This is a genomic window from Microcoleus sp. T3_D1, from assembly GCF_036700405.1.
GTDB lineage: Bacteria > Cyanobacteriota > Cyanobacteriia > Cyanobacteriales > Microcoleaceae > Microcoleus.
The window spans coordinates 22147-44278 of sequence record NZ_JAUBOV010000066.1 but is presented as its reverse complement, the minus strand read 5'-3'; the positions used below and the strand labels follow the sequence as shown (position 1 = coordinate 44278).

Here is a 22132-nt window from a genome sequence, read left to right as displayed (position 1 = left end):
GCCCGTCCAAAAAGGACGGGCGGGACGCCCATCCCACAATAATAATTAAAATTGTAAGTTATTTAATTCGCGATCCTAAGTAAGGCAATGTACTTAAGGCACCCAGTAGCGGAGCGATTTCAGTAAACGTAAATCTGACTTTATCAACCATAATTTACTGCTTTTTCATCTAATCAAGCCTTTGCTAAAACAGCAGCAGCTTCAAAACAGTTGTAGGAGTTTGTGCTAGATAGTTTGCTTTAATTTTCTAGGAAAATTATGTCTGATTATTGGAGTAATTTCGATTGGATAAAATGCAGTAGTAAAAGTTTGTCAGCGTGAGGCAAATGCTTCAGGTGTGGTAGAAGTTCAGCAAGCTGCATAAAAATTTCCCAAGGTTGGTTGTAGAGTAGAGGAATCGGCGGTTGAAACCGCGTCTAGACAAACGATGTCCCTCTCTAAGAGACTAAAGAATAAAGGGTAAAAATTTGGGAAGAAGGACTAAAGTCCTGACTGCGAACCTTTTGAACGTTCGGACATCTGCCGCATTCCCAAAGCCAAGACACTCAAAAACAACAGCCCGATCGCCCCAGCTAGCGGATTGCCGTTAACTCCTGTCACCCAGTCGGGTACAGAACCCGAATATCGCACTAACTGCCCGATGTTAATCATGTAATATCCCCAGACTAAACCTGCATGAAGCCCGATCGACAAACCGAGGCGATTTTGGCGCGATCTTTTTCCCCAAACCAGAATCAAACCCAGCAACAACAACCCCGGAAACTGCGGCCAACTCTGCAGCATGGCCGCGACAGGTTTGATAAAATGAGATAGGGCAAACACCAGGCTATTCGCCCACAGAGATATTTTATAATTGTAATCCCGCTGCAACTCCTCCAGCAACCAACCACGGAATACCAACTCCTCCGCAAAACCGACTCCAAGGGCGCTTAACAGCCCTTCGGCGATGATTCTCGGCAAATTATCAGAATTTTGCCACGCGACTAAGCCGAACAGTCCTTGCACCGCAAATAAGCTGAAAGTGAGCAAAAGCCCGATCGCCAATCCGATTAAAAGCTCAAAACCGTTTTTTCGCGTATTGATTAAACCGTAACTTTTGAGTAATTGGGTTTGTCCGTAAACCTGTTTTCCCCAGCGCGGCACTAGGAACAGAAACTCAGTAAACAACAATCCCATTGTCAGAATAGTTGCTAGGTTACTATCTTTAACCAAGAGATAAATTGGTGCTGCTAGCGGCAGCCAAATTGCTAGCAAGATTAATAGGAAAATTATCACACGTAAAGGAAATGGATAACTGGCTATTATTTGGAGGCGGTTAATCATTGTTGTAAATGAGTGGAAATTGGGTAAATCGGCTTATTGGTCGGTCGCACTGTCCGACAGGGGTTAAAAACCCCTGTCTCATAGCGAAAGTCCTCTCAAAGAGGACTGAAATTTATCACAATCTAATTTAGGTTGGCAGTCGGTTTTAACTCACATCTTGCACCATTCTCAATTACTTGTTTAGGAACAGGCAAGATGCCTGTTCCACAAAGAATAGATTTTCTTGTGGAACGGGCATCTTGCCCGTTCTTGACAATGGTGCAAGATATCAGTTTTAACCGACTTTTGCTATAAGACGGGGATTTAAATCCCCGGCGGACTTGCGGGTGAATGCGAGAACTTTTGGCTGAGTCAGGCTTGAGTAAATCCGAGAGTTAGAATTTGGTAAATCCGAGAGTCAGGCTTGAGTAAATCCGAGAGTTAGAGTTGGATAAATCCGAGAGAATGTACAAAGCAGACAGAGAAAGCTAGAATAGCATTGTATTGGCTGAAACTTTAAACAAAACAGAACTATAAAATAAGGGAACAATGACTGAAGCCTCGGATTTTTCAAATGTCGATCGCGAATTAGATGACACAATTTTAAGCTTCGCAGACATTCAGGCAGAACTCAACCTGCGCCACGCTAAAGATGCTCTGCGAGATATAGTAGAAAATCTCGACTTGACAGTTCAAGAGCGAACTGGACTGGAACCGGAAATTGGCGGGTTGGAGAAAATGCTCGACAAGCTAGAGCGCGCTTGCGTGCAAATAGCTGTGTTTGGGATGGTGGGAAGGGGAAAATCTTCGGTTTTGAACGCGCTGCTAGGTCAAAATGTCTTTGAAACTGGCCCGACTCACGGGGTGACTCGCACCACGACTATTGGCCAGTGGGATGTCGGAGAGGGAATTGATGAGAATTTGCCCGATAGACTTTCCCCAGTTATTTACCGTTTGTCGCAAGTTGAATTAATCGACACTCCGGGAATAGATGAAGTTGACGGCGAAACTCGCGAACTTTTAGCCCGCCGCGTTGCTCAACAAGCAGATTTGATTTTGTTTGTGGTGGCTGGCGACATTACAAAGGTGGAATACGCAGCACTTTCGCAGTTGCGGGAAGCCGGAAAACCGATGTTATTAGTGTTTAATAAAATTGACCAGTATCCTGATGCAGACAGGCTGGCAATTTATCATAAAATTCGAGACGAGCGCGTCAGAGAATTGTTGTCTCCCGATGAAATTGTGATGGCGGCGGCTTCGCCTTTGACGGCGAGGGCGGTGCGCCGTCCCGACGGCAGTATGGGCGTGCAAATGACTCGCAGTTTGCCACAAGTGCAAGATTTAAAATTAAAGATTTTGGAGATTTTAGACCGGGAAGGCAAATCTTTGGTCGCGCTGAATACGATGCTCTGTGCGGGGGATATTAACGAGCAGTTGGTGCAGCGAAAAATGGAGATTCGAGATGACGCGGCTAATCGAATTATCTGGAACGGGGTAATGACTAAAGCTGTGGCGATCGCACTTAATCCAATTACTGTAGTTGATATTCTTAGCGGTGCGGTAATTGATGTGGTGATGATATTAACTTTATCTAAAGTTTACGGCATTGCGATGACGGAAGCGGGCGCGGTGGAATTGCTGCAAAAGATTGCGATTAGTATGGGGGGAATTACGGCGGGCGAATTGTTGGCTAATTTTGGTTTGAGTTCTTTGAAAGGATTGTTGGGTTTGGCGACGCCGGCGACGGGGGGTTTGGCTTTAGGGCCTTATTTGTCTGTGGCGGTGACGCAAGCTGCGATCGCGGGGGTTTCTTCCTACGGTATCGGTCAAGTTACTAAGGCTTATTTGGCTAATGGTGCTTCTTGGGGAGATGATGGGCCAAAGGCTGTGGTGAGCAAGATTTTGTCTTCTTTGGATGAGGATTCTATTTTAAATCGGATTAAGGAGGAGCTGCGGGCTAAGTTGGATTTGGCAAGTGTGGAAAAACAGAAAATTCAGTGATAAGAAGGAAGGCACGACACGGATTTTGACACGGATACACGGATTAATTATCGACAGTGAGTAGTTATTTGTTATTTGTGAGGAACTACCAATAACCAATGCCCGATGTCCAATGCCCGATGCCCAATGCCCGATGTCCAATGCCCGATGTCCAATGCCCAATTTCTAATATTATGTTATTAACCATCTCTACAACTCGCGTACCTGCTACAGATTTAGGTTATTTGCTGCACAAACATCCCGATCGCCATCAATCCTTTCCGATGACTTTCGGGCAAGCCAGCGTGTTTTATCCAGAGGCAAATGCAGAAAGGTGCACGGCAGCTTTACTCTTAGATGTCGATCCGGTTGCTTTGGTGCGGGGCAAGTCGAAATCGGGCGATCGCCCTCTCGAACAATACGTGAACGATCGCCCCTACGTTGCCTCTTCGTTTCTGTCTGTCGCCCTCGCCAAAGTCTTTAGTACAGCTCTATCCGGTCGCTGCAAAGACCGCCCAGAACTCGCAGAAACAGCTATTCCTTTGACAGTTAATCTGGCGGTTTTGCCCTGTCGCGGTGGCGAGAAATTCCTGCGGCAAATGTTTGAGCCGCTGGGCTATCAAGTCGCAGCAAAACCCCTGATTCTTGACGAGCAATTTCCCGACTGGGGCGCGAGTCCTTACTTTTCTGTGGAACTGCAAAATACAGTTCGTTTGGCGGATTTGTTAAGCCATCTTTACGTGCTAATTCCCGTCTTGGATGACGACAAACATTATTGGGTGGGCGATGATGAAATCGAGAAGTTATTGCATCACGGCGAAGGTTGGTTGAACGCGCATCCCGCCCGCGAACAAATTGCCAACCGCTATCTGAAACGCCAGCGCCGTCTGACGCGAATTGCTGTGGCACAGTTAGCAGAAGAAGATAATATTGACCCTGAGTATCTCGAAGTTTCTCATCAGCAAGAAGAGGAAGTTTTAGAACAGCGAATTAGCTTGAATCAAGAGCGTTTGGAAGCTGTGACGGAGGTTTTAAAGCAAAGTGGTGCTAAGCGAGTGGTAGATTTGGGCTGCGGTGAGGGAAAACTGCTGAAATTGCTTTTGAAAGAAAGCTCGATCGAACAAATTACAGGCGTCGATGTGTCCTTTCGGGCTTTGGAAATTGCCAGGGAACGTTTGCAAATCGATCGATTGTCTCTCGCACAGCAATCTCGCATTCAACTAATTCAAAGTTCGCTGATTTATCGGGACAGCCGCTTGAGTGGTTTTGATGCGGCGGCGGTAATTGAAGTGATCGAACATCTGGATTTAGAACGGTTAGCTGCTTTTGAGCGGGTTTTGTTTGAATTTATCCGACCCAAAAGTGCGATCGTCACAACTCCAAATATTGAATATAATGTTAGGTTTGAAAACTTGCCTGCGGGCAAATTTCGCCACCGGGATCACCGCTTTGAATGGACAAGGGCCGAATTTCAAACTTGGGCGAATGGGGTTGCGGAACGGTTCGGCTGTGGGGTAGAGTTTCGTTGTGTGGGAACCGAAGATTTAGAAGTAGGTTCGCCTACGCAAATGGCAATATTTACCATTCCTGCAGCCCTAAAACCGCGTGCCGGCTGGGAGGAAGCGTTTGCAAAAATGGCAGAGCAAAATGATGATGTCCTGCTTGATGAATAATATTATTAAACTATGAAAATCACGATTCCAGAACTATCCCTAGTCGTTCTCATCGGTGCATCCGGTTCCGGCAAATCCACCTTTGCGCGGCAGCATTTCCTACCTACAGAAATCATTTCATCGGATTACTGCCGCGGTCTGGTTTCCGACGACGAAAACAATCAAGCGGCCACCGCTGATGCTTTTGAAGTATTGCATTTAATCGCTGCTAAACGTCTGGCCGCAGGTAAGCTAACTGTGATTGATGCCACCAACCTTCAGCCGGAAAGCCGCAAACCTTTGTTGGAATTAGCCCAAAAATATCATTGCTTTTTGGTTGCTATTGTGCTAGATTTACCAGAAAAATTGTGTGGCGATCGCAACCAACAGCGTCCCGATCGCAATTTCGGAAATCATGTAATTCGCCGCCACATTCAGAATTTAAAGCGATCGCTCAAATCTCTAGATAGGGAAGGATTTCGGTACGTTTACGTCCTCCGTTCCCCAGAGGAAATAGAGGCGGTGGAAGTCGAGAGACAACCTTTGTGGAACAATCGCAAAGGCGACTGCGGCCCTTTTGACATCATCGGCGACGTTCACGGATGCTGCGACGAATTGGAACAATTGCTGCAACAGTTGGGCTATCAAATTATCGAAAAATCCAGCGAATCCGATTTGGGGAATTTTCCCACCTACGCGCACCCGGAGGGCCGTAAAGCCGTGTTTTTGGGCGATTTGGTCGATCGGGGCCCGCGCATTCTCGACACCCTCAAACTTGTGCGAAACATGGTACTCGCAGAAACAGCTTTGTGCGTACCTGGAAATCACGACATCAAACTGCTGCGAAAACTCAACGGCAAAAATGTCAAAATTAACCACGGACTAGAACAAACCTTAGCAGAAATTGCCGCTTTACCGGATGAATTGCGCGAATCAGCAGTACGAGAAATTCGCCAATTTTTAGATAGTTTGATTGGGCATTACGTCCTCGATGGCGGAAAATTAGTCGTCGCCCACGCGGGGATGAAAGCTGAATTTCAGGGACGCGCATCGCGCCGCATTCGAGATTTCGCCTTGTACGGAGAAACAACTGGCGAAATCGATGAATTCGGCTTGCCCGTCCGCTACAATTGGGCCGCCGAATATCGAGGTCAGGCAGCGGTTGTTTACGGACACACCCCCGTTCCCGAAACAGAATGGTTCAACAATACTGTTGATATTGACACCGGCTGCGTTTTCGGTGGCAAACTAACAGCTTTGCGGTATCCCGAAAGAGAATTTGTCAGGGTTTCTGCTGCTAGAATTTACTGCGAACCTGCCAAACCCATCCTCTTTCAAGACAGCCCAACTCCACTTAACAATAGAGACATTAATTCACCCGTTATCAATACCGCTTTGGCAGCAGTGAATATCACCGCCCAACAGCAGTTTGATGACGTACTGGACATTAGCGACGTACTCGGAAAACGCATTATTTCAACTCGCCTGCAAAGTAACATTACGATTAAAGAAGAAAATGCGATCGCAGCCCTAGAAGTAATGAGTCGGTTTGCCGCCAATCCCAAATGGCTGATTTATTTGCCGCCCACAATGTCTCCCGCTGCTACCTCCAAAGAACCAGGACTTTTAGAACATCCAGCCGAAGCATTTAGCTACTACCAACAGCAGGGCATATCGACAGTTGTGTGCGAAGAAAAGCACATGGGTTCCCGTGCAGTTGTTATTGTTTGCCGCGACGCACCGGCAGCTTTACGCCGCTTTGGCATTCTCAGCGAGAGTATTGGCATTTGCTACACCCGCACGGGACGGCATTTTTTCGATAATTCTACCTTAGAAAGAGAATTTTTAGCGCGGGTAGATGTCGCTCTCACTGCGAGCAATTTTTGGGAGAAATTTCAAACCGATTGGGTGTGTTTGGACTGCGAATTAATGCCTTGGTCAGCCAAAGCTCAAGGTTTATTGAAAGAGCAATACGCCGCCGTGGGAACAGCATCTCGTCACGGGTTTGCGGAGGCGATTAAGAACTTAGAACAGGCAAAGCAGCGGGGAGTTGAAATTAATTCTTTGCTAACCAGCTACCAAGAGCGAGCCGAACTAGCCGATCGCTATGTTAATGCCTATCAGCGCTACTGCTGGCCAGTTAAATCGCTCTCAGACCTCAAATTAGCACCTTTCCACATCTTGGCAACCGAGGGAACTGTTCACACTGACAAAAATCACTGTTGGCACATGGAACAGATTTCACAAATTTGTAAATCTGACCCGGAATTCCTGTTAGCTACTGAATACAAAATAGTTGAAATTGCCGATTTTGACAGCAGATATGCAGGGATTCAATGGTGGGAAAAACTGACGGCGGCGGGAGGCGAAGGAATGGTTGTTAAACCAATGGATTTTATTGTTAAAAATAGCAAAGGACTCGTACAGCCTGCGGTGAAATGTCGCGGTAAAGAGTATTTGCGAATTATTTACGGTCTGGAATATTCTTTGCCGGAACATTTAGAAAAATTGCGATCGCGCGGACTTTCCGGCAAGCGTTCTTTGGCGTTGCGAGAGTTTGCTCTCGGTGTAGAAGCATTGGAGAGATTTGTTGCGGGTGCTCCTTTGAGACAAGTTCACGAGTGCGTTTTCGGAGTTTTAGCGATGGAGAGCGAACCTGTCGATCCCAGGCTGTAATCGGAAGGTAGAAATCAGGCAAAAATCTCGATTTGACAGTAATATGGCAGGGGTTTAAACCCCTGCCTCAAAGCTAAGTTTGCCTGAAGATAGTTTAACAAATTATTAGGAAAACAACCAATTACCAATTACCAATTATTACTGTAAGCTAATACGCATTTAAATTGCATGGGAAAATAAATTTTCCTTCTTGTGGGGTGGGCCGAAGAGCCCGCCCTCAACATACAATTTAAATGCACAACAGCTTATCTTACTAACTCATAACTTAGGTAATTGGCACAGGTTGGGCGACTGCGGCAAATAAGGTGTGCCATGTACACCCTACTTTAATTCCACGAATCGGCGGCTGAACATCAGGTTTTTAACCCTAATTGCTTCCTATTTGTAACCTCTATTTTTTTCCGACCAAATGCGGGTTGGTAGTCCCCAAACATAGACAAATCCTTCGGCAGCTTTGTGATCGAATTCGTCCTCTGCGCCGTAGGTTGCTAAGTCGAAACTGTACAGAGAATTGTCGGATTTGCGGCCGACAATAGTCGCATTTCCTTTGAACAGTTTGAGCCGCACGGTTCCAGTTACTCGCTTTTGCGTGTCCTGAATAAATGCGTCTAAAGCGGTTTTCAAAGGATTGTACCAAAGACCGTTGTAAATCATTTGGCTGTAGGTTTCTTCGATGCCTCGCTTGTACCGCGTTACATCTGCTGTCAGCGTCAAACTTTCTAAGTCTCGGTGCGCGTGCATCAAAACTAAAATCGCTGGTGTTTCGTAAATTTCCCGCGATTTAATCCCGACGAGGCGGTTTTCAATCATGTCAATCCGGCCGACTCCGTGGTTTCCAACTATTTCGTTGAGTTGGGTAATTAAGGCGACTGGTGATAAATTTGTGCCGTTTAAACTGACAGGATTTCCGCAATCGAAACCGATTTCTAGGTATTCGGGTGTGTCGGGAGTTTGTTCGATCGCCTTTGTCATCAAATAAACTTCCTCTGGCGGTTCCGCCCAAGGATCTTCGAGGATTCCGGCTTCTATTGCCATTCCTAATAAGTTGCGATCGATACTGTAAGGCGAAGACTTTTTCACTGGCGACGGAATACCGCATCTTTCGCCGTATGCGATCGTTTCCTCGCGGCTCATTTTCCACTCCCGCGCTGGTGCTAAGATTTTAATCTTGGGGTTGAGGGCGCCGATCGACACATCGAACCGCACCTGATCGTTTCCTTTACCGGTGCAACCGTGGGCGATCGCATCTGCACCGTATTTTTCCGCCGCTTCTACTAACAATTTAGCAATCAGCGGGCGAGCGAGGGCAGTCGAAAGGGGATAACGGTTTTCGTAAAGTGCGTTAGCTTGAATCGCTGGAAACGCATAGTCTTTGACAAATTCTTCGGTAGCATCAATAACTAAAGATTCCGAAGCACCGGATGCTAAAGCTTTTTTGCGGATCGGTTCTAATTCGTCTCCCTGTCCCAAATCCGCGGCCAGAGTAATTACTTCTTCAACACCCCACTCGTTTTTGAGGTAAGGAATGCAGACGGAGGTATCGACTCCGCCGGAATATGCTAGGACAACTTTTTTAGCGCGACTCATTGCTCTTTACATCCTGAATTTAACTGACATCTTGCACCCTTGTCACTAAGCTTTTCAGGGCGGGCAAGATGCCCACCCCACAAAAAAATATCATTTTTGTGGAACAGGCATCTTGCCTGTTCTGGAGAATGGTGCAAGAGGTGATATTTAACCGACTTTTCATTATGCACCTAATTGAGATCGATTCTTGTCAGAAATAGTACAGATTTATATATTCTTTTTTTGCTAAACTTTGCTATTTACCGGGGGAGTTGCTGCGGAAAATCTGCTACCGTGGGATACGGTAACTGTGGCGATGGGGAAAAGCCGTGTTTTTTAGTGTTGTGATTCCGACGTATAATCGTAAACCGATTTTGGCAAAATGTCTACTGGCTTTGGAAAATCAGCACTTCGGTGAGATTGTCAGAGAGTATGAAGTAATTGTCGTGGACGACGGATCGACGGACGGGACGCTGGAGTGGTTGGCCGCAAATGCTGACTTGTTGCCTCATGTGCGATCGATCTGTCAATCTCACCAGGGCCCGGCGGCGGCCCGGAATTTGGGTGTTGAAGATGCTAAGGGCGATACGATTATTTTTATTGACAGCGATTTGGTGGTAACAGAGCATTTTTTGCAAGCACACGCCGATGCTTTACTACAGGGTTACAAAGATACTGATGCTGTTTTTACTTACGGCAGCGTGATTAATACTTGCAATTTCGACAATCCTACCTCAGAACCTTACAAAATCACCGATTTTTCGGCGGCTTATTTTGCTACGGGAAATGTGGCGATCGCCCGCCACTGGCTGCTGGCTGCTGGACTTTTTGACAATCGCTTTCAACTGTACGGATGGGAAGATTTAGAGTTGGGAGTTAGGTTGAAAAAATTAGGTTTGAAACTGATCAAATGTCCGGCTGCTGTCGGCTATCACTGGCATCCACCTTTTAGTTTAGAGCAAATTCCGGGCATGATTGACCGCGAAATTCAGCGCGGGAGAATGGGAGTTTTGTTTTATCAAAAGCACCCAAGTTGGGAAGTAAGGATGATGATTCAAATGACTTTTTTGCACCAAATACTGTGGGGAGTTTTATCATTAGGTGGGATGCTAAACGAGAGAACGATGACTCCTTTTTTGCAGTGGTTGATTGACCAAGGCAAGCCCCAGCTAGCTTTAGAAATTGCTCGGATTTTTCTGAATTGGTATAACGTGAAAGCCGTGTACGCCGCTTGCGGGGAATTGCAGGCAGAGACAAAGATACCATAAATCAGCCGGACAGCGCAAATAAAGTATAAGATATTGTAGGAGTTTTTCAGGGCCCATTGGTGTCAACTTAAGCTCCTAATTAGTAACGGTATACTGTTTGACAATTATGCCTACACTGCCCTAGCGCTGCTTAAGAAGGAGGATTTAGGGAACAGGGCTGTTTCGGGGCAACCACGGGGAGTAGGGGTCGGATTGCCCCTACGAAAAACCAGGCTTTTGTAGGGGTGATGCCAAGAATGCCCGCCCCCACCCAGAGATGATTTCATGGGCTTTTCAGGCATCGGGGCTCTTCACGAGGGTTTGCCCCTACAAGAAAATGAAACCGCCCTGGATTTAGGGAATTCAAGACTTGGATACAAACCAGAAAAATAAAGAATTTTAGTCTTAAGTTGACACCCATGTTCAAGCCTGTTTTAATTAACCTTTGGAGTGTGGATATCTACTGACAAAACACAATACACAGCCACCCGCTAAAGGGAGGCAAAACCGGGTTATAAAAATTGTAAAACTTTTAGTTTTACCTTTAGTCAAAATTGCTTGCTTAGCCTGTGATTTGAGCAATATAGGCGGTTTTCTCACTCGGCTCCGATAATTTGAGCTACCAACATTTTCCAACGAGCATTACTTTTGATATAATGACCAATAATTGAGGAGTGTGCTAGAGAACCAAGAGTTGTGCTGGTTTACCTGAGAGTGTTAGCTACAAGCGGTTAAGGACTTTAAAAATATTCCCACATATACAACTTGAATAGTTTGAGGGTTTGCTGTGAATACAACTGACGATAAAAATCCAAGACTAGAAACAGTTAGACTTCAAAACACTGTCTTACAAGAAAATATTTTAATGGTGGACGACCATCCAGAAAGCTTGCGACTTTTATCCCGGATTTTGTCTAAGCGGGGATATAAAGTGCGACCGACACGAGATGGCAAATTGGCTCTTAAATTTGCTCTGTCGAGTCCACCAGATTTGATTTTGCTGGACATTATGATGCCCGGTATGGATGGCTATCAAGTCTGCGAACAGCTAAAAGCTTGTCCGCAAACCAAACACATTCCTGTGATTTTTATTAGCTCTTTAAATGAAGTTTTTGATAAAGTCAAAGCTTTTTCGGTGGGGGGGGCAGACTACATTAGTAAACCATTTCAAACAGAAGAAGTGGTGAGCCGTGTCGAAAATCAACTGCTTCTGAACCGTCTTTATAAACAAATTTTAGCACAAAATGCGCTGCTGCAAGCAGAAATAGAAGAACGCAAGCGGATCGAAGCAGAACTCCGAGACAGCCAACGCTGGCTGTCGGCCGTAATTCAAACACATCCTAATCTTTTGTACGTTTCCGATTTGATTGAACAGCGAACTCTGTATATCAACCGCGAAATCTATAGCGATATTGGCTACACCCTGGAAGAAATCCAGCAGATGGCAGGAGGATTTCTTCCTAACTTAATACATCCTGACGATTTCCCAGGATTCTCAGAACACAGGAGGAGGATTGAGGCCGCCAAAGACGGTGAAAGCTTTGAGTTTGAGTACCGAATTCAGCACAAAAATGGTGAATATCGCTGGTTTGTTAGCGTGGATACAGTGTTTGCCAGAACACCCGACGACAAACCGTGGAAAATTTTGGGAACGGCTACTGAAATTAGCGATCGCAAACAAGCAGAACTCGAACTTAAAACAGCTTTATCTGCTTTGGAACGGCAAATCAAGCAAAGATTTCTTCTAGAAACGATTACTCTCGAAATCCGATACAGCTTAAATCCCGATCAAGTTTTTCAAACAGCGGCAGCCCAAATTGGTCGCATTTTTAATGCGGATTGCTGCTTGGTTCACACCTACACAGAAAACCCTATTCCCAGAATTTCTAATGTCGCTGAGTACAGAAAATCCGCATCCAAATCCATTTTAGATTTAGAAATTCCCATAGATGGCAATCCTCACGTTCAGTTTTTATTGTCCCAAGATCAAGCTGTAGTTTCTGACGATGTTTTTTCCGAACCGCTGCTAGAAAACGTCCGAGATTTGTGCAGTCAAATAGGTTTGAAGTCGATGATATCCATCCGCACTTCCTACCAGGGAAAAGCGAACGGAATGATATGCTTGCACCAGTACGATCGCCCGCGCCACTGGACACCAGATGAGATCGGATTATTGAGCGCTGTGGCGGCACAGATGGGAATTGCGATCGCTCAAGCCAACCTTCTCGAACAAGATAAACAACAGCGACTTAAACTTCAACAAAGCGAAGCTAGTCTAGCAGCAGCCCAGAAAATTGCCCATATCGGCAGTTGGGAATTTGATTTAGTCACAAATAAAATTACTTGGTCAGAAGAAGTATTCCGCATTTTTGGTCTTGACTCAAGTGCAACTGAACCGACATCTGCCAAACTTTTAAAGATGTGTCATCCCGACGACAGAGAATTATTTCAACAAACAGTCAGCCTGACTATCTCACAAGGAATTTCCTACAAAAGAGAGTTCCGATTTTTGCATCCTAGCGGTCAAATTATCTACGTGGAAGGAAGGGGAGAAGCTGTTTTTAGCGAAACTGGGGAAGTAATCAAACTGTTGGGAACAGTGATGGATATTAGCGATCGCAAACAAGCCGAAGCAGCTTTGCAAATTAGCGAAGAACGTTTTTATCTGGCATTTGAAGGCAGTGCGATGGGATTGTGGGATTGGAATCTGGCCACGGGAGAAGTCTATTTTAATCCACGGTGGAAAATGATGCTGGGATATGAAGTAGAGGAGGTAGAAAATAGTTTTGCATCCTGGGAGCAACTGGTACATCCAGAGGATTTGTCTCCGGCTAAAGCAGCGCTAACTGCTCACCTGGAAGGCAAAAATCCTACTTACGAAGTGGAATTTAGGATGCTGACAAAATCCGGCGAGTGGAAGTGGATTTTAGCTCAAGCGAAGGTGATGGAACACGACGCTTCGGGAAATCCTTTGCGGATGACGGGCACGCATATTGATATTAGCGATCGCAAACAAGCCGAAGTAGAGTTGCAATTTAGCGAACAGCGAGAACGAGAAAAAGCGCAACAGTTAGAACAAACTCTGGCAGACTTAAAAAAGGCTCAATCTCAGCTTATTCAAGCCGAAAAAATGTCAAGTATCGGGCAAATGGTAGCGGGAGTAGCCCATGAAATTAATAACCCCATCAGCTTCATCTACGGCAATATTATTCCCGCCGCACAGTACGCTCGCGATTTGGTAAAATTGATCGATCTCTACCAGCAATACTATCCCGAACCAGTTCCAGAAATAGCCCAAGAATTGGCAGAAGTTGAGGTGGATTTTATGGCTGGCGATTTCCCGAAAATCCTGGATTCAATGCAAGAAGGTGCTAACCGAATTAAGCAGATAGTGCTGTCTTTGAGAAACTTTTCGAGACTTGACGAAACCGATCGCAAAGTAATAGATATTCATGAAGGGATTGAGAGCACTTTGGTGATTTTGCAGCACCGATTCCAGTCACAGCCAAAACGTCGGGAGATTCAAGTTATTAAAAATTACGGGAATCTGCCCAAAGTCGAGTGTTATCCGGCTCAATTAAACCAGGTATTTATGAATTTGCTGGTGAATGCGATCGACGCTGTGGAAGAGTCATCAGCAAACTGTACTGGCAAAGTTAACCAGATTCGCATTACTACGGAAGTCAGCAGAGAAAATCAAGTGTGTGTGCGGATTTCTGACAGCGGGCCCGGTATCTGTCCCGAAGTTCAGTCAAGGATGTTTGACCCGTTTTTTACTACAAAACCTGTGGGAAGGGGCACTGGTTTGGGGTTGTCGATTAGTTACCAAATTGTGAAAGATACCCACGGCGGTAAGTTGGAGTGTCATTCAGAAGTTGGCCGGGGAACAGAATTTGCGATCGAACTGCCGATTTCGCAAAAGTTAAAAGTTAAAAGTTAGGATAAGCTGTTAAATCACGTGCGGTAAATTAACCATAATTTTTGTAGGGGCCGGTTCACCACAAATCTATAATATTACTCACAGATGAGCGTAAACCCCCTCGACCGTCAGATGGGGGGCAATTGCAACGGATATCATATTAATTGTGTATCAGAACCTATTTTAGGGTGCGTGATAACCTGACATTTTCTCCCGTATTTCCTGCGAACGGTCTGTCATTTAGGATCGCGAATTAAATAACTTACAATTTTAATTGTTATTGTGGGATGGGCGTCCCGCCCGTCCTTTTTGGACGGGCGGGACGCCCATCCCACTTTCAAGAGTGGAAGTTATTTAATTCTCATTCCTTAGTGTAATCTCATCTTAAACATGATATAATAAAAAGTTAGCCTTTTGAGGCTCCAGACGTGGCGCTGCTAAAATTAGTAGTCAATATTACAGTTGCTTTTATACAAACTCTGTCAACATACGTCTGCTGTAGCGTCTACCACATTTTAACTGAATTATGACTGACTCAATTCGCTTCCTCATGTGTGCTCCCGACCACTACGATGTAGATTACGTGATTAATCCGTGGATGGAGGGAAATGTCCACAAATCATCGCGCGATCGCGCCGTCGAACAGTGGGAAAAACTTTACCACGTCCTCAAAGACAACGCCGTTGTAGACCTCGTACCGCCCGAAAAAGGCTGGCCGGATATGGTTTTCACCGCCAACGCAGGCTTACTTTTAGGCAATACCTTCGTCCTCAGCCGTTTCTATCACAAAGAACGCCAAGGCGAAGAACCCTATTTCAAAGCATGGTTTGAAAGCAAAGGTTTCACCGTGCACGAACTCCCGAAAGACTTGCCGTTTGAGGGCGCTGGCGATGCTTTACTCGATCGCGAAGGACGCTGGTTGTGGGCAGGATACGGCTTCCGTTCCGAACTTGACTCGCACCCGTTACTAGCAAAATGGCTCAACATAGAAGTGCTTTCGCTGCGTTTAGTTGACGAACGTTTCTATCACCTAGACACCTGTTTTTGTCCTCTGACAGGCGGCTATTTGCTCTACTATCCAGCAGCATTTGATTCCTACTCAAACCGCTTAATTGAAATGCGGGTCCCACCAGAAAAACGCATTGCTATTGAAGAAGCAGATGCCGCAAACTTTGCCTGCAATGCGGTAAATATTGACAAAGTTGTGGTAATGAACAAGGTTAGCGAAGCCTTGAAATCGCGCATCACTGAGGCGGGTTTTCAAGTAATCGAAACGCCGATGAGCGAATTTCTGAAAGCGGGCGGCGCCTGTAAGTGTTTGACGCTGCGGGTAACGGAACCGGTGCAAGAAGATCGATCGGCAAACGTGATGGTAGAAAGCCGCACAATTCGCATGGAAGGTCACTTGCTCGATGCAGGTTTAATCAGCCGCGCTTTAGACTTAATTGTCGATCTCGGTGGCAGTTTCCAAGTGCTCAATTTCAATCTGGGAGAGCAGCGGCAAAGCACATCATCTGCAGACGTTAAAGTTTCGGCTCCTTCCCACGATGTGATGGAAGAAATGATGGGAATGCTGATTGACTTGGGTGCAGTGCCGCCACCACAAGAGATTTGCGACGCTATTTTAGAACCGGTAGTGCAAGATGGCGTTGGCCCAGACGACTTTTATGTGAGTACAATTTATCCCACAGAAGTGCGGGTAAATGGTCAGTGGGTGAAAGCGCAAAATCAGCGGATGGATGGTGCTGTTGCTATTACTGAAACCGCTGATGGCCCAGTGGCTAAATGCAAATTATTGCGCGATTTAAAAGTAGGAGAAAAAGTAGTTGTTGATGTGGTCGGCATCCGCACCATCCGCAAAACAGAATCGCGGGAACAGCGCAATTCTCAAGAATTCAGCTTTATGTCGGGCAGCGTTTCTAGCGAACGCCGCGTAGAATTGGTCGTGGAACAAGTAGCGTGGGAATTGCGCCAAATTCGCGATCGCGGTGGCAAAGTTGTAGTTACGGCGGGGCCTGTTGTTATCCACACTGGCGGTGGCGAACATTTAGCGCACTTAATTCGTGAAGGTTACGTGCAAGCGCTGTTAGGTGGAAATGCGATCGCGGTTCACGACATGGAACAATCGAATATGGGAACCTCTTTAGGGGTTGACATGAAACGCGGTGTTGCTGTGCGCGGCGGACACCGGCACCACTTGAAAATAATTAACACTGTGCGGCGTTACGGGAGTATTGCAAAAGCTGTTGAAGCAGGGTTGGTTACTAACGGTGTGATGTACGAGTGTGTCAAGAACAATATACCGTTTTCTCTTGCCGGTTCGATCCGCGATGACGGGCCACTTCCCGACACGCAAATGGATTTAGTTAAGGCTCAAGAAGAATATACTGAGCTGTTACGCGGTGCGGATATGGTGTTAATGCTGTCGTCTATGCTGCACTCAATTGGTGTGGGAAATATGACGCCGGCTGGTGTGAAGATGGTCTGTGTGGACATTAATCCGGCGGTGGTGACGAAATTGAGCGATCGGGGTTCGATCGAATCTACTGGAGTTGTTACCGATGTGGGACTGTTCCTCAGTTTGTTGGTGAATCAATTGGATAAGTTGACCAGTCGCCATCATGTAGCTCAATCTGTTTAGATTCGGCGGTTGAAACCGCGTCTATACAAACGAAGTCCGCCTGCGCGGACTGAAGAATAGAGGCTGGTAGGGTGCACAATGTGCACCTTACAGAGCCGATAATAATGCTCATTATAATCGCTCAAAATGCGCCCCAATAAATTGAGCGATCGCCCTGTCGAGCGCCGTTTTCTCCTGCAGAGGATGTAATTTCTAAATTAGGGGCGGTGACTGGAGACAAATCCCCCGGTAAAGACCTAATTCGCAACTCATTTAGCAAAGCATTAATATTGCTCGGCTCAGCATCCAGAATGCTCGCTAGCGGCAGCAGATTTTGCACTGCATATTCGCCGAGTCGAGCATTAATACTCTCTGCTAAATAGCAGAGCATAATGTATCTGCTACTGCTACTGATAATATGAAATATTTTATTCAACTCATCAAAGTATTGAGTCCCCGGTATAGATGCCGCGATTTGGGTTTCACCCTTCCAGAATAAATCTACATGAATTTGACTAGCTGGCGAAACTTTAGCCTTTGCAATCCAGATGATATCGAGGATTGGTTCAGAGTCGCGCTCGTGGAAAATCAGCCGCTTTAAACCCGATATAAATTCTGGGGAATTTAGCGTATTTTGCCATTCTCGACACCAATCATTACTTTTAGAATTTAGGGCATTTTTGACCGTCGTCGGACGTTCAATCACATCTTTTAATAAAGAAAGACTTCCCGCAGCTTTGGCAAAGTTTGGGGAGATTTGCTGGTGCAGTATCTGGTTGGGATCAATGTAATCTTTGCGCCAAGGTGCGTCCGGGATGAGAACTTCAGAGGCGGGAGCAAGTGTGATGTTAGCAGTAAGTATTGGTGGGTTTTTAACTGTGCAGCCTTCTAATGACTGTTGAGATTCTAGACGGCCGATGACCTCGATCGCAGAGTTTTTATCTGCTGCGTTTAAAGGTGTGTTGCTGTACTCTGCTGCTAATTCTTCGAGAAAATCTAGGTAATCTTGTACAACAGGCGATCGCCCTTGTCCCAAAAGCTGATAGACTTCGGAAAATGGATGAGAAACCGCTATAGTTGTGCGGCGGTTGCCGAAAAAAGGCACGTCATCCAAAAAAGCGTATTTTGGCCGCCAAAACTTACCCCTAGACTCATCCCACAGACATTGACGCCCAGCAAAGCGCTTTTGAATTTGCTGGCGTTGTTCGCTGGAAATACTGCCTTTGATGAAAGTATCATCGAGATACTTGTAAATTGCCTTTACTGATTGTAAATGTGCGTTTAGAGCGTCGGATGTCGTGATTTCAACTGTCATTTTCCCAAATTTTGATTAGTGTATCAAAGTGGTCGATAACTGTAGTGGTATCTACAGGCTGAAAACCAAGTGCAGTTCTGATTTCGGGCTTCAGCAAGTCGCGCTGAGGGCGTGCAAATAAAAATTTTTGGCTAGCAACTAAGCGAACATCTTGAATGAAACAGACATCTTTAGCGCGATACAGCCTCGGTTCAGGTATCGCCGCGCCGGGATATTGGCTTAACTTTTGAGGATTTTGCTCGACAGGAAGCCAAGGTTTATCTGCGAGTGTTTCAGCCAGTGTTTTGTTGGTATTCCCAATTTTGGTATATTTTAGTGCCTCCCAATTATCAACTATGTAGTTAAAAACGGCAATACAAGCATCGGTTACTGTGCCTGCACCTGAACGATTGGCGGTTTGAATTAGATTGTCAACACAAACTGAAATGTCATCTGCACTCAAGGTTTTTCGCATACCCAAAGTATCGAAAAAATCGAGCCATAGTGCATAATCCTGCGAGTAAAATTCCATGTCTGGAATAGCTGCTAAATTTCCGAGAATGTGGCGGATTACTTGACTTTCGGGATTGTAAATTAGTTCGACAGAGCGTAATCTGCGATCGCTACAGCGTACCAAACGCGCCTTTTTCAGCTCTTCCTGGAATGAAAAAGCATTCTCTCCTGCTTTTTCTAGTTCTTTGCAAGCATCATTCAGATGCTCTCGAATCCACGCCAGCGCGATTAGTTGTTCTTCAGGAGCAAATGAGGCATACTCAGGTAACAAACACTCGCGAATTAGTCTAGCGCGATTCAGTACCGGAACTTGCAAAAATTGGAACAGCCGCAGCCATTGCCTATTTTTTTCTATGCGTAAAAGCCTCAACGTACCTGCAATTTCCGGCGGTTCGTATCCACCGCCCGGAAGGTAGACATTTTCATCGTTGAGGGAAACAATTTCGTGGGAAGTTGTGGGGTAAATTGGTAGTTGACGCAGCTTGTTGAGGCTATCTTGGTCGTAATTTGTTGGTTCTGAAGCTGCCAGGAAATTGAGAAGAGAGGTATAATGCTGTTGGTGGTAGGGCGGCAAACCTCGATCGCACCGCGAAGATACTGTGTCTAGGACATCTGGGCCTGTCAGAAAATAGACTAACAGATTTTTGTGTCTTTGAGCAAATTGGGCGATCGCACTTTCAAGTTTAGCCGGTGCTTTGACAAGCGTCACCCCAAAATACTGTACAGCCTCGATCGTTTCCGCTGCAATATTATCAGCGCACAACAAAGGAGTTTCCGCAGTTCCTCCTTTGTGAAGCTTACCATCATTTCCCGGAACCAGTGGAACTTTCTTTAATTCCTCGACTGTTTCTGGCGACAGATATCTGGGGGAGATATTAAAAAAATAATTGTATACGAGAGTCAACCACTCTGCATTTGGTGGATTTAGTGCATCAGATTGCCAATCGCATTGTGACTGCGTTGAACTAATGACATAAACCAATTTTCTCGCTACTTCTGTAGCCTTCATTTCTGACACGCCAATCATGTTATGTGTAGGCACTACCTGGCTTAAATCTTGATGCAAAAACCATTCTAGATGATCGGCAAATATCTGCCTTGATGTCTCTTCGGAAAAGTAAATAGTGCCTATCGGGTTGTAACCAAATACTTGCAGAGTATTATTAGCGAGAAAAGCTAGCGGTAAACCGCGCAAATCCCGGTGATTGTCGCTGATGCAATAGCGCAGCATATTCGCAATCCACTGTCTATTTTGCAAGCTGGGTTTCGGTGCATCTTGCAAGGGGACGCCTAGTTGTTTGTTTTCGGTTAAGTGTTGTCGCAAGTTAGCTGCCGTGAATGTTTGCAACAGCAAACCTGCATCTTTAAAAGCTGCCAAAATTGACTCCGGTAATGGCGGTTCGGGAATGTCGATATTGTCGGCGCGCATTGCTGCTAATAATTCGTCCCACAACTTTTTAGAAGGTAGATTTTTGACTGTCGGAGGCGTCACCCATCTTGTTTTTGACACCACTGCCCCGCTGAATAGATGTTGAGTTACAGCGTGTTCTACAGCCGATCGCACAACTGCTCTCGGATACAATAACTGTATGACAAAACGGTGCAGTTCTTCGAGAGCTTTGCTGACAGTAATTTTGCTAACAGGCCAAAGTTTGTAAAATTCCTCTGGCTGATACCTGCCAATATCTTGCACTAAATCAACAATTAAGTTAGCATAAGCGTGGGACAAAACGTGCTGTGCGAGTAGCTGGTTCCAAATAGCTCTCGGTCGGTCTTTTCCAGTTTGTCCGCTGTCGCTGCTGAGGTTATCCCGCGAACTATTTAAGTTAAAAAAACCGTTGATGTGAACGGGTAGCCCAGTTTCCAGGGGAAGTGGCAAAAAACAGTATACTTTCCCGCCCACAGGTTGAGGATTTCCCTCGGTACTAACAGCATTAATCCTAGCAGCAGCGCCCGCCCAAGGCAATACTTTTTCTTGGCTTTCGTACATTGCTTTTATGACTTTTGCCAACTCGTCGCCTTCATCTGTGCGAATTAAACTTACTGTTCTCCAAGTTGATTTGGTATTCCGATTCCCGCTAATCGTTTCTATCTCGTGGCGGTAAGAAACTGATATTAAACCGGCTGGATTATTGTGGCACAATTCCAGCAATTTGTCTGGTGTCTGGGGAATTGCATCGAGGAGTTGTTGCCGCGATTCTCGTACTTCTTGCTGGTTCTGGGTAACAATCGCCAGAATCTCTTGCCTAGTTTCTTGACTGTTGGCGGGGATTTCGTAAACTCTAATTTCCTGAACCGATTTCAGGAATAGCAGCAGTTCTTCACCTGAATTAATCAGTGCGTCTAGTAGTTCATTGACGTTGGATTCGGTAAAAGCTTGTTTGCGAATTTCGCTATTTTTAGCGTGTTCTGCGGTTCTCAAGGGCAAGCGAAACAAAGTGCCTTGAAAATTTGTATCTCCTAATGGCAATCCTCCCGCTGCGTAGACTTGCATAAAATCGGGATATTTTTCGTACCATTTAGCGTCTGCCAAATTCCATTCGCGTCCCGGTTCTTGTCGGGAAGTGCCGGGAATCGCCGCGCCGTGAGGGTCAAAAAAGATGATGCGATCGCGCGATACGAAACTAGGATAATCTGTAACATGATATATTGCATTAAACCCGACGCCAAATCTACCCGTTTTCTGCAAATCTCGCGCTTTTTCGCTTTGTCCCAGGCTGCGAATGCTCTCAAAATCTTTATCTGCAAACACGCGATCGTTGTAGACCAACATCGCCGGCCCCATGAGCTGTATCATGCGATCGTCAGGCAATTGTTTGACCGGATGGTGGCGCCAATCAAGAGTAATTTCTACGCGCGTTGCTTTAGCATCGTCAGCATTTTGGATCAACTCTTTGATAATGCCGACGCCTTCGGGATAATCTCGGATAATCCCTCTCAAGCGGGCGATCAAGGGTTCGGATTGGTAGAAAGACTTGCCCTCAATTTCGCTATTGCTGTAAGCCATAGATGTTCTGACGACTAAAAGCGGGAGGAATTTAAATGCGATCGCGCATCTTCACTTTGTATCTAATACTATACAAGCGAAGCGTAAATACAAGTAGGGTGCGCGCGCAGCAACCTACCGAAAGCTATTCGTAATATTGCAATAAAAAACCTCAGACCCGCAAGTCTGAGGACCGGAGTTCCTGAAAATCGTCACTTCTTACTATTGTCGCCAACCAACACCACAACATACAAGAGGGGTGCAACCCAGCACGGCAGTTTTTGGCAGACAGAGATTGCTTCCTGACTCGGAAGGCGAAAGCAATTTTTAATTCCACACTTCAGGAAAGCAAAACAATTATTCTCGCCATTTACATA

At 45.7% G+C, this 22132-nt stretch carries 10 protein-coding genes; 6 read left to right on the top strand and 4 right to left on the bottom strand.

Translation table 11 applies throughout. From position 1 onward, the window contains the following. Window positions 1-480: 480 nt before the first annotated feature. A complete protein-coding gene (locus tag QT992_RS24620) occupies window positions 481-1323 on the bottom strand; it encodes a CPBP family intramembrane glutamic endopeptidase (protein WP_333342338.1) in 843 nt (280 codons plus the stop codon). 528 nt (window positions 1324-1851) lie between these two features. Between QT992_RS24620 and QT992_RS24615 the strand changes: the two genes are divergently transcribed. From QT992_RS24615 to QT992_RS24605, 3 genes are all read left to right on the top strand, one after another. Then, window positions 1852-3303: a GTP-binding protein gene (locus QT992_RS24615; RefSeq protein ID WP_333342336.1), complete on the top strand. Its 1452-nt coding sequence runs from the start codon at window positions 1852-1854 to the stop codon at window positions 3301-3303. Window positions 3304-3476: 173 nt separating this feature from the next. Then, a complete protein-coding gene (locus tag QT992_RS24610) occupies window positions 3477-4955 on the top strand; it encodes a 3' terminal RNA ribose 2'-O-methyltransferase Hen1 (protein WP_333342334.1) in 1479 nt (492 codons plus the stop codon). A 12-nt stretch (window positions 4956-4967) separates the two neighbouring features. Next, window positions 4968-7610: a polynucleotide kinase-phosphatase gene (locus QT992_RS24605; RefSeq protein ID WP_333377900.1), complete on the top strand. Its 2643-nt coding sequence runs from the start codon at window positions 4968-4970 to the stop codon at window positions 7608-7610. Between the two features lie 378 nt (window positions 7611-7988). Here QT992_RS24605 and QT992_RS24600 read toward each other — a convergent pair whose 3' ends face one another. Then, window positions 7989-9197, bottom strand: a complete 1209-nt coding sequence (locus QT992_RS24600; RefSeq protein ID WP_333320677.1) for an argininosuccinate synthase — start codon at window positions 9195-9197, stop codon at window positions 7989-7991. Window positions 9198-9505: 308 nt separating this feature from the next. Here QT992_RS24600 and QT992_RS24595 point away from each other — a divergent pair, with 308 nt between their 5' ends. The 3 genes from QT992_RS24595 to argZ all read left to right on the top strand — a co-directional run bounded on the left by QT992_RS24595 (window position 9506) and on the right by argZ (window position 16983). After that, on the top strand, window positions 9506-10444 hold the full coding sequence (locus tag QT992_RS24595; RefSeq protein WP_333320676.1) for a glycosyltransferase: 939 nt from the start codon (window positions 9506-9508) through the stop codon (window positions 10442-10444). Window positions 10445-11210: 766 nt separating this feature from the next. Next, the gene (locus QT992_RS24590; protein WP_333342326.1) at window positions 11211-14363 is read left to right on the top strand and encodes a PAS domain-containing protein; all 3153 of its coding nucleotides are present in this window, start codon (window positions 11211-11213) and stop codon (window positions 14361-14363) included. A 505-nt stretch (window positions 14364-14868) separates the two neighbouring features. Beyond that, window positions 14869-16983 (top strand): bifunctional arginine dihydrolase/ornithine cyclodeaminase, encoded by a 2115-nt coding sequence (argZ, locus tag QT992_RS24585; protein WP_333320672.1) that lies wholly within the window; start codon window positions 14869-14871, stop codon window positions 16981-16983. A gap of 121 nt (window positions 16984-17104) precedes the next feature. Here argZ and QT992_RS24580 read toward each other — a convergent pair whose 3' ends face one another. Together QT992_RS24580 and QT992_RS24575 are read right to left on the bottom strand one after the other, a co-directional pair. Next, window positions 17105-18277, bottom strand: a complete 1173-nt coding sequence (locus tag QT992_RS24580) for a hypothetical protein (protein ID WP_333320670.1) — start codon at window positions 18275-18277, stop codon at window positions 17105-17107. After that, window positions 18267-21776: a sacsin N-terminal ATP-binding-like domain-containing protein gene (locus QT992_RS24575; RefSeq protein WP_333340842.1), complete on the bottom strand. Its 3510-nt coding sequence runs from the start codon at window positions 21774-21776 to the stop codon at window positions 18267-18269. Before QT992_RS24575 ends, QT992_RS24580 begins: the two co-directional genes overlap by 11 nt. Window positions 21777-22132 lie beyond the last annotated feature (356 nt).

Excerpts from the sequence above, each read along its gene's own strand:
- QT992_RS24620 (WP_333342338.1), bottom strand. The coding sequence starts at position 1,323 with ATGATTAACCGCCTCCAAATAATAGCCAGTTATCCATTTCCTTTACGT.
- QT992_RS24575 (WP_333340842.1), bottom strand. The coding sequence starts at position 21,776 with ATGGCTTACAGCAATAGCGAAATTGAGGGCAAGTCTTTCTACCAATCC.
- argZ (WP_333320672.1), top strand. The coding sequence starts at position 14,869 with ATGACTGACTCAATTCGCTTCCTCATGTGTGCTCCCGACCACTACGAT.
- QT992_RS24605 (WP_333377900.1), top strand. The coding sequence starts at position 4,968 with ATGAAAATCACGATTCCAGAACTATCCCTAGTCGTTCTCATCGGTGCA.
- QT992_RS24610 (WP_333342334.1), top strand. The coding sequence starts at position 3,477 with ATGTTATTAACCATCTCTACAACTCGCGTACCTGCTACAGATTTAGGT.
- QT992_RS24615 (WP_333342336.1), top strand. The coding sequence starts at position 1,852 with ATGACTGAAGCCTCGGATTTTTCAAATGTCGATCGCGAATTAGATGAC.
- QT992_RS24600 (WP_333320677.1), bottom strand. The coding sequence starts at position 9,197 with ATGAGTCGCGCTAAAAAAGTTGTCCTAGCATATTCCGGCGGAGTCGAT.
- QT992_RS24580 (WP_333320670.1), bottom strand. The coding sequence starts at position 18,277 with ATGACAGTTGAAATCACGACATCCGACGCTCTAAACGCACATTTACAA.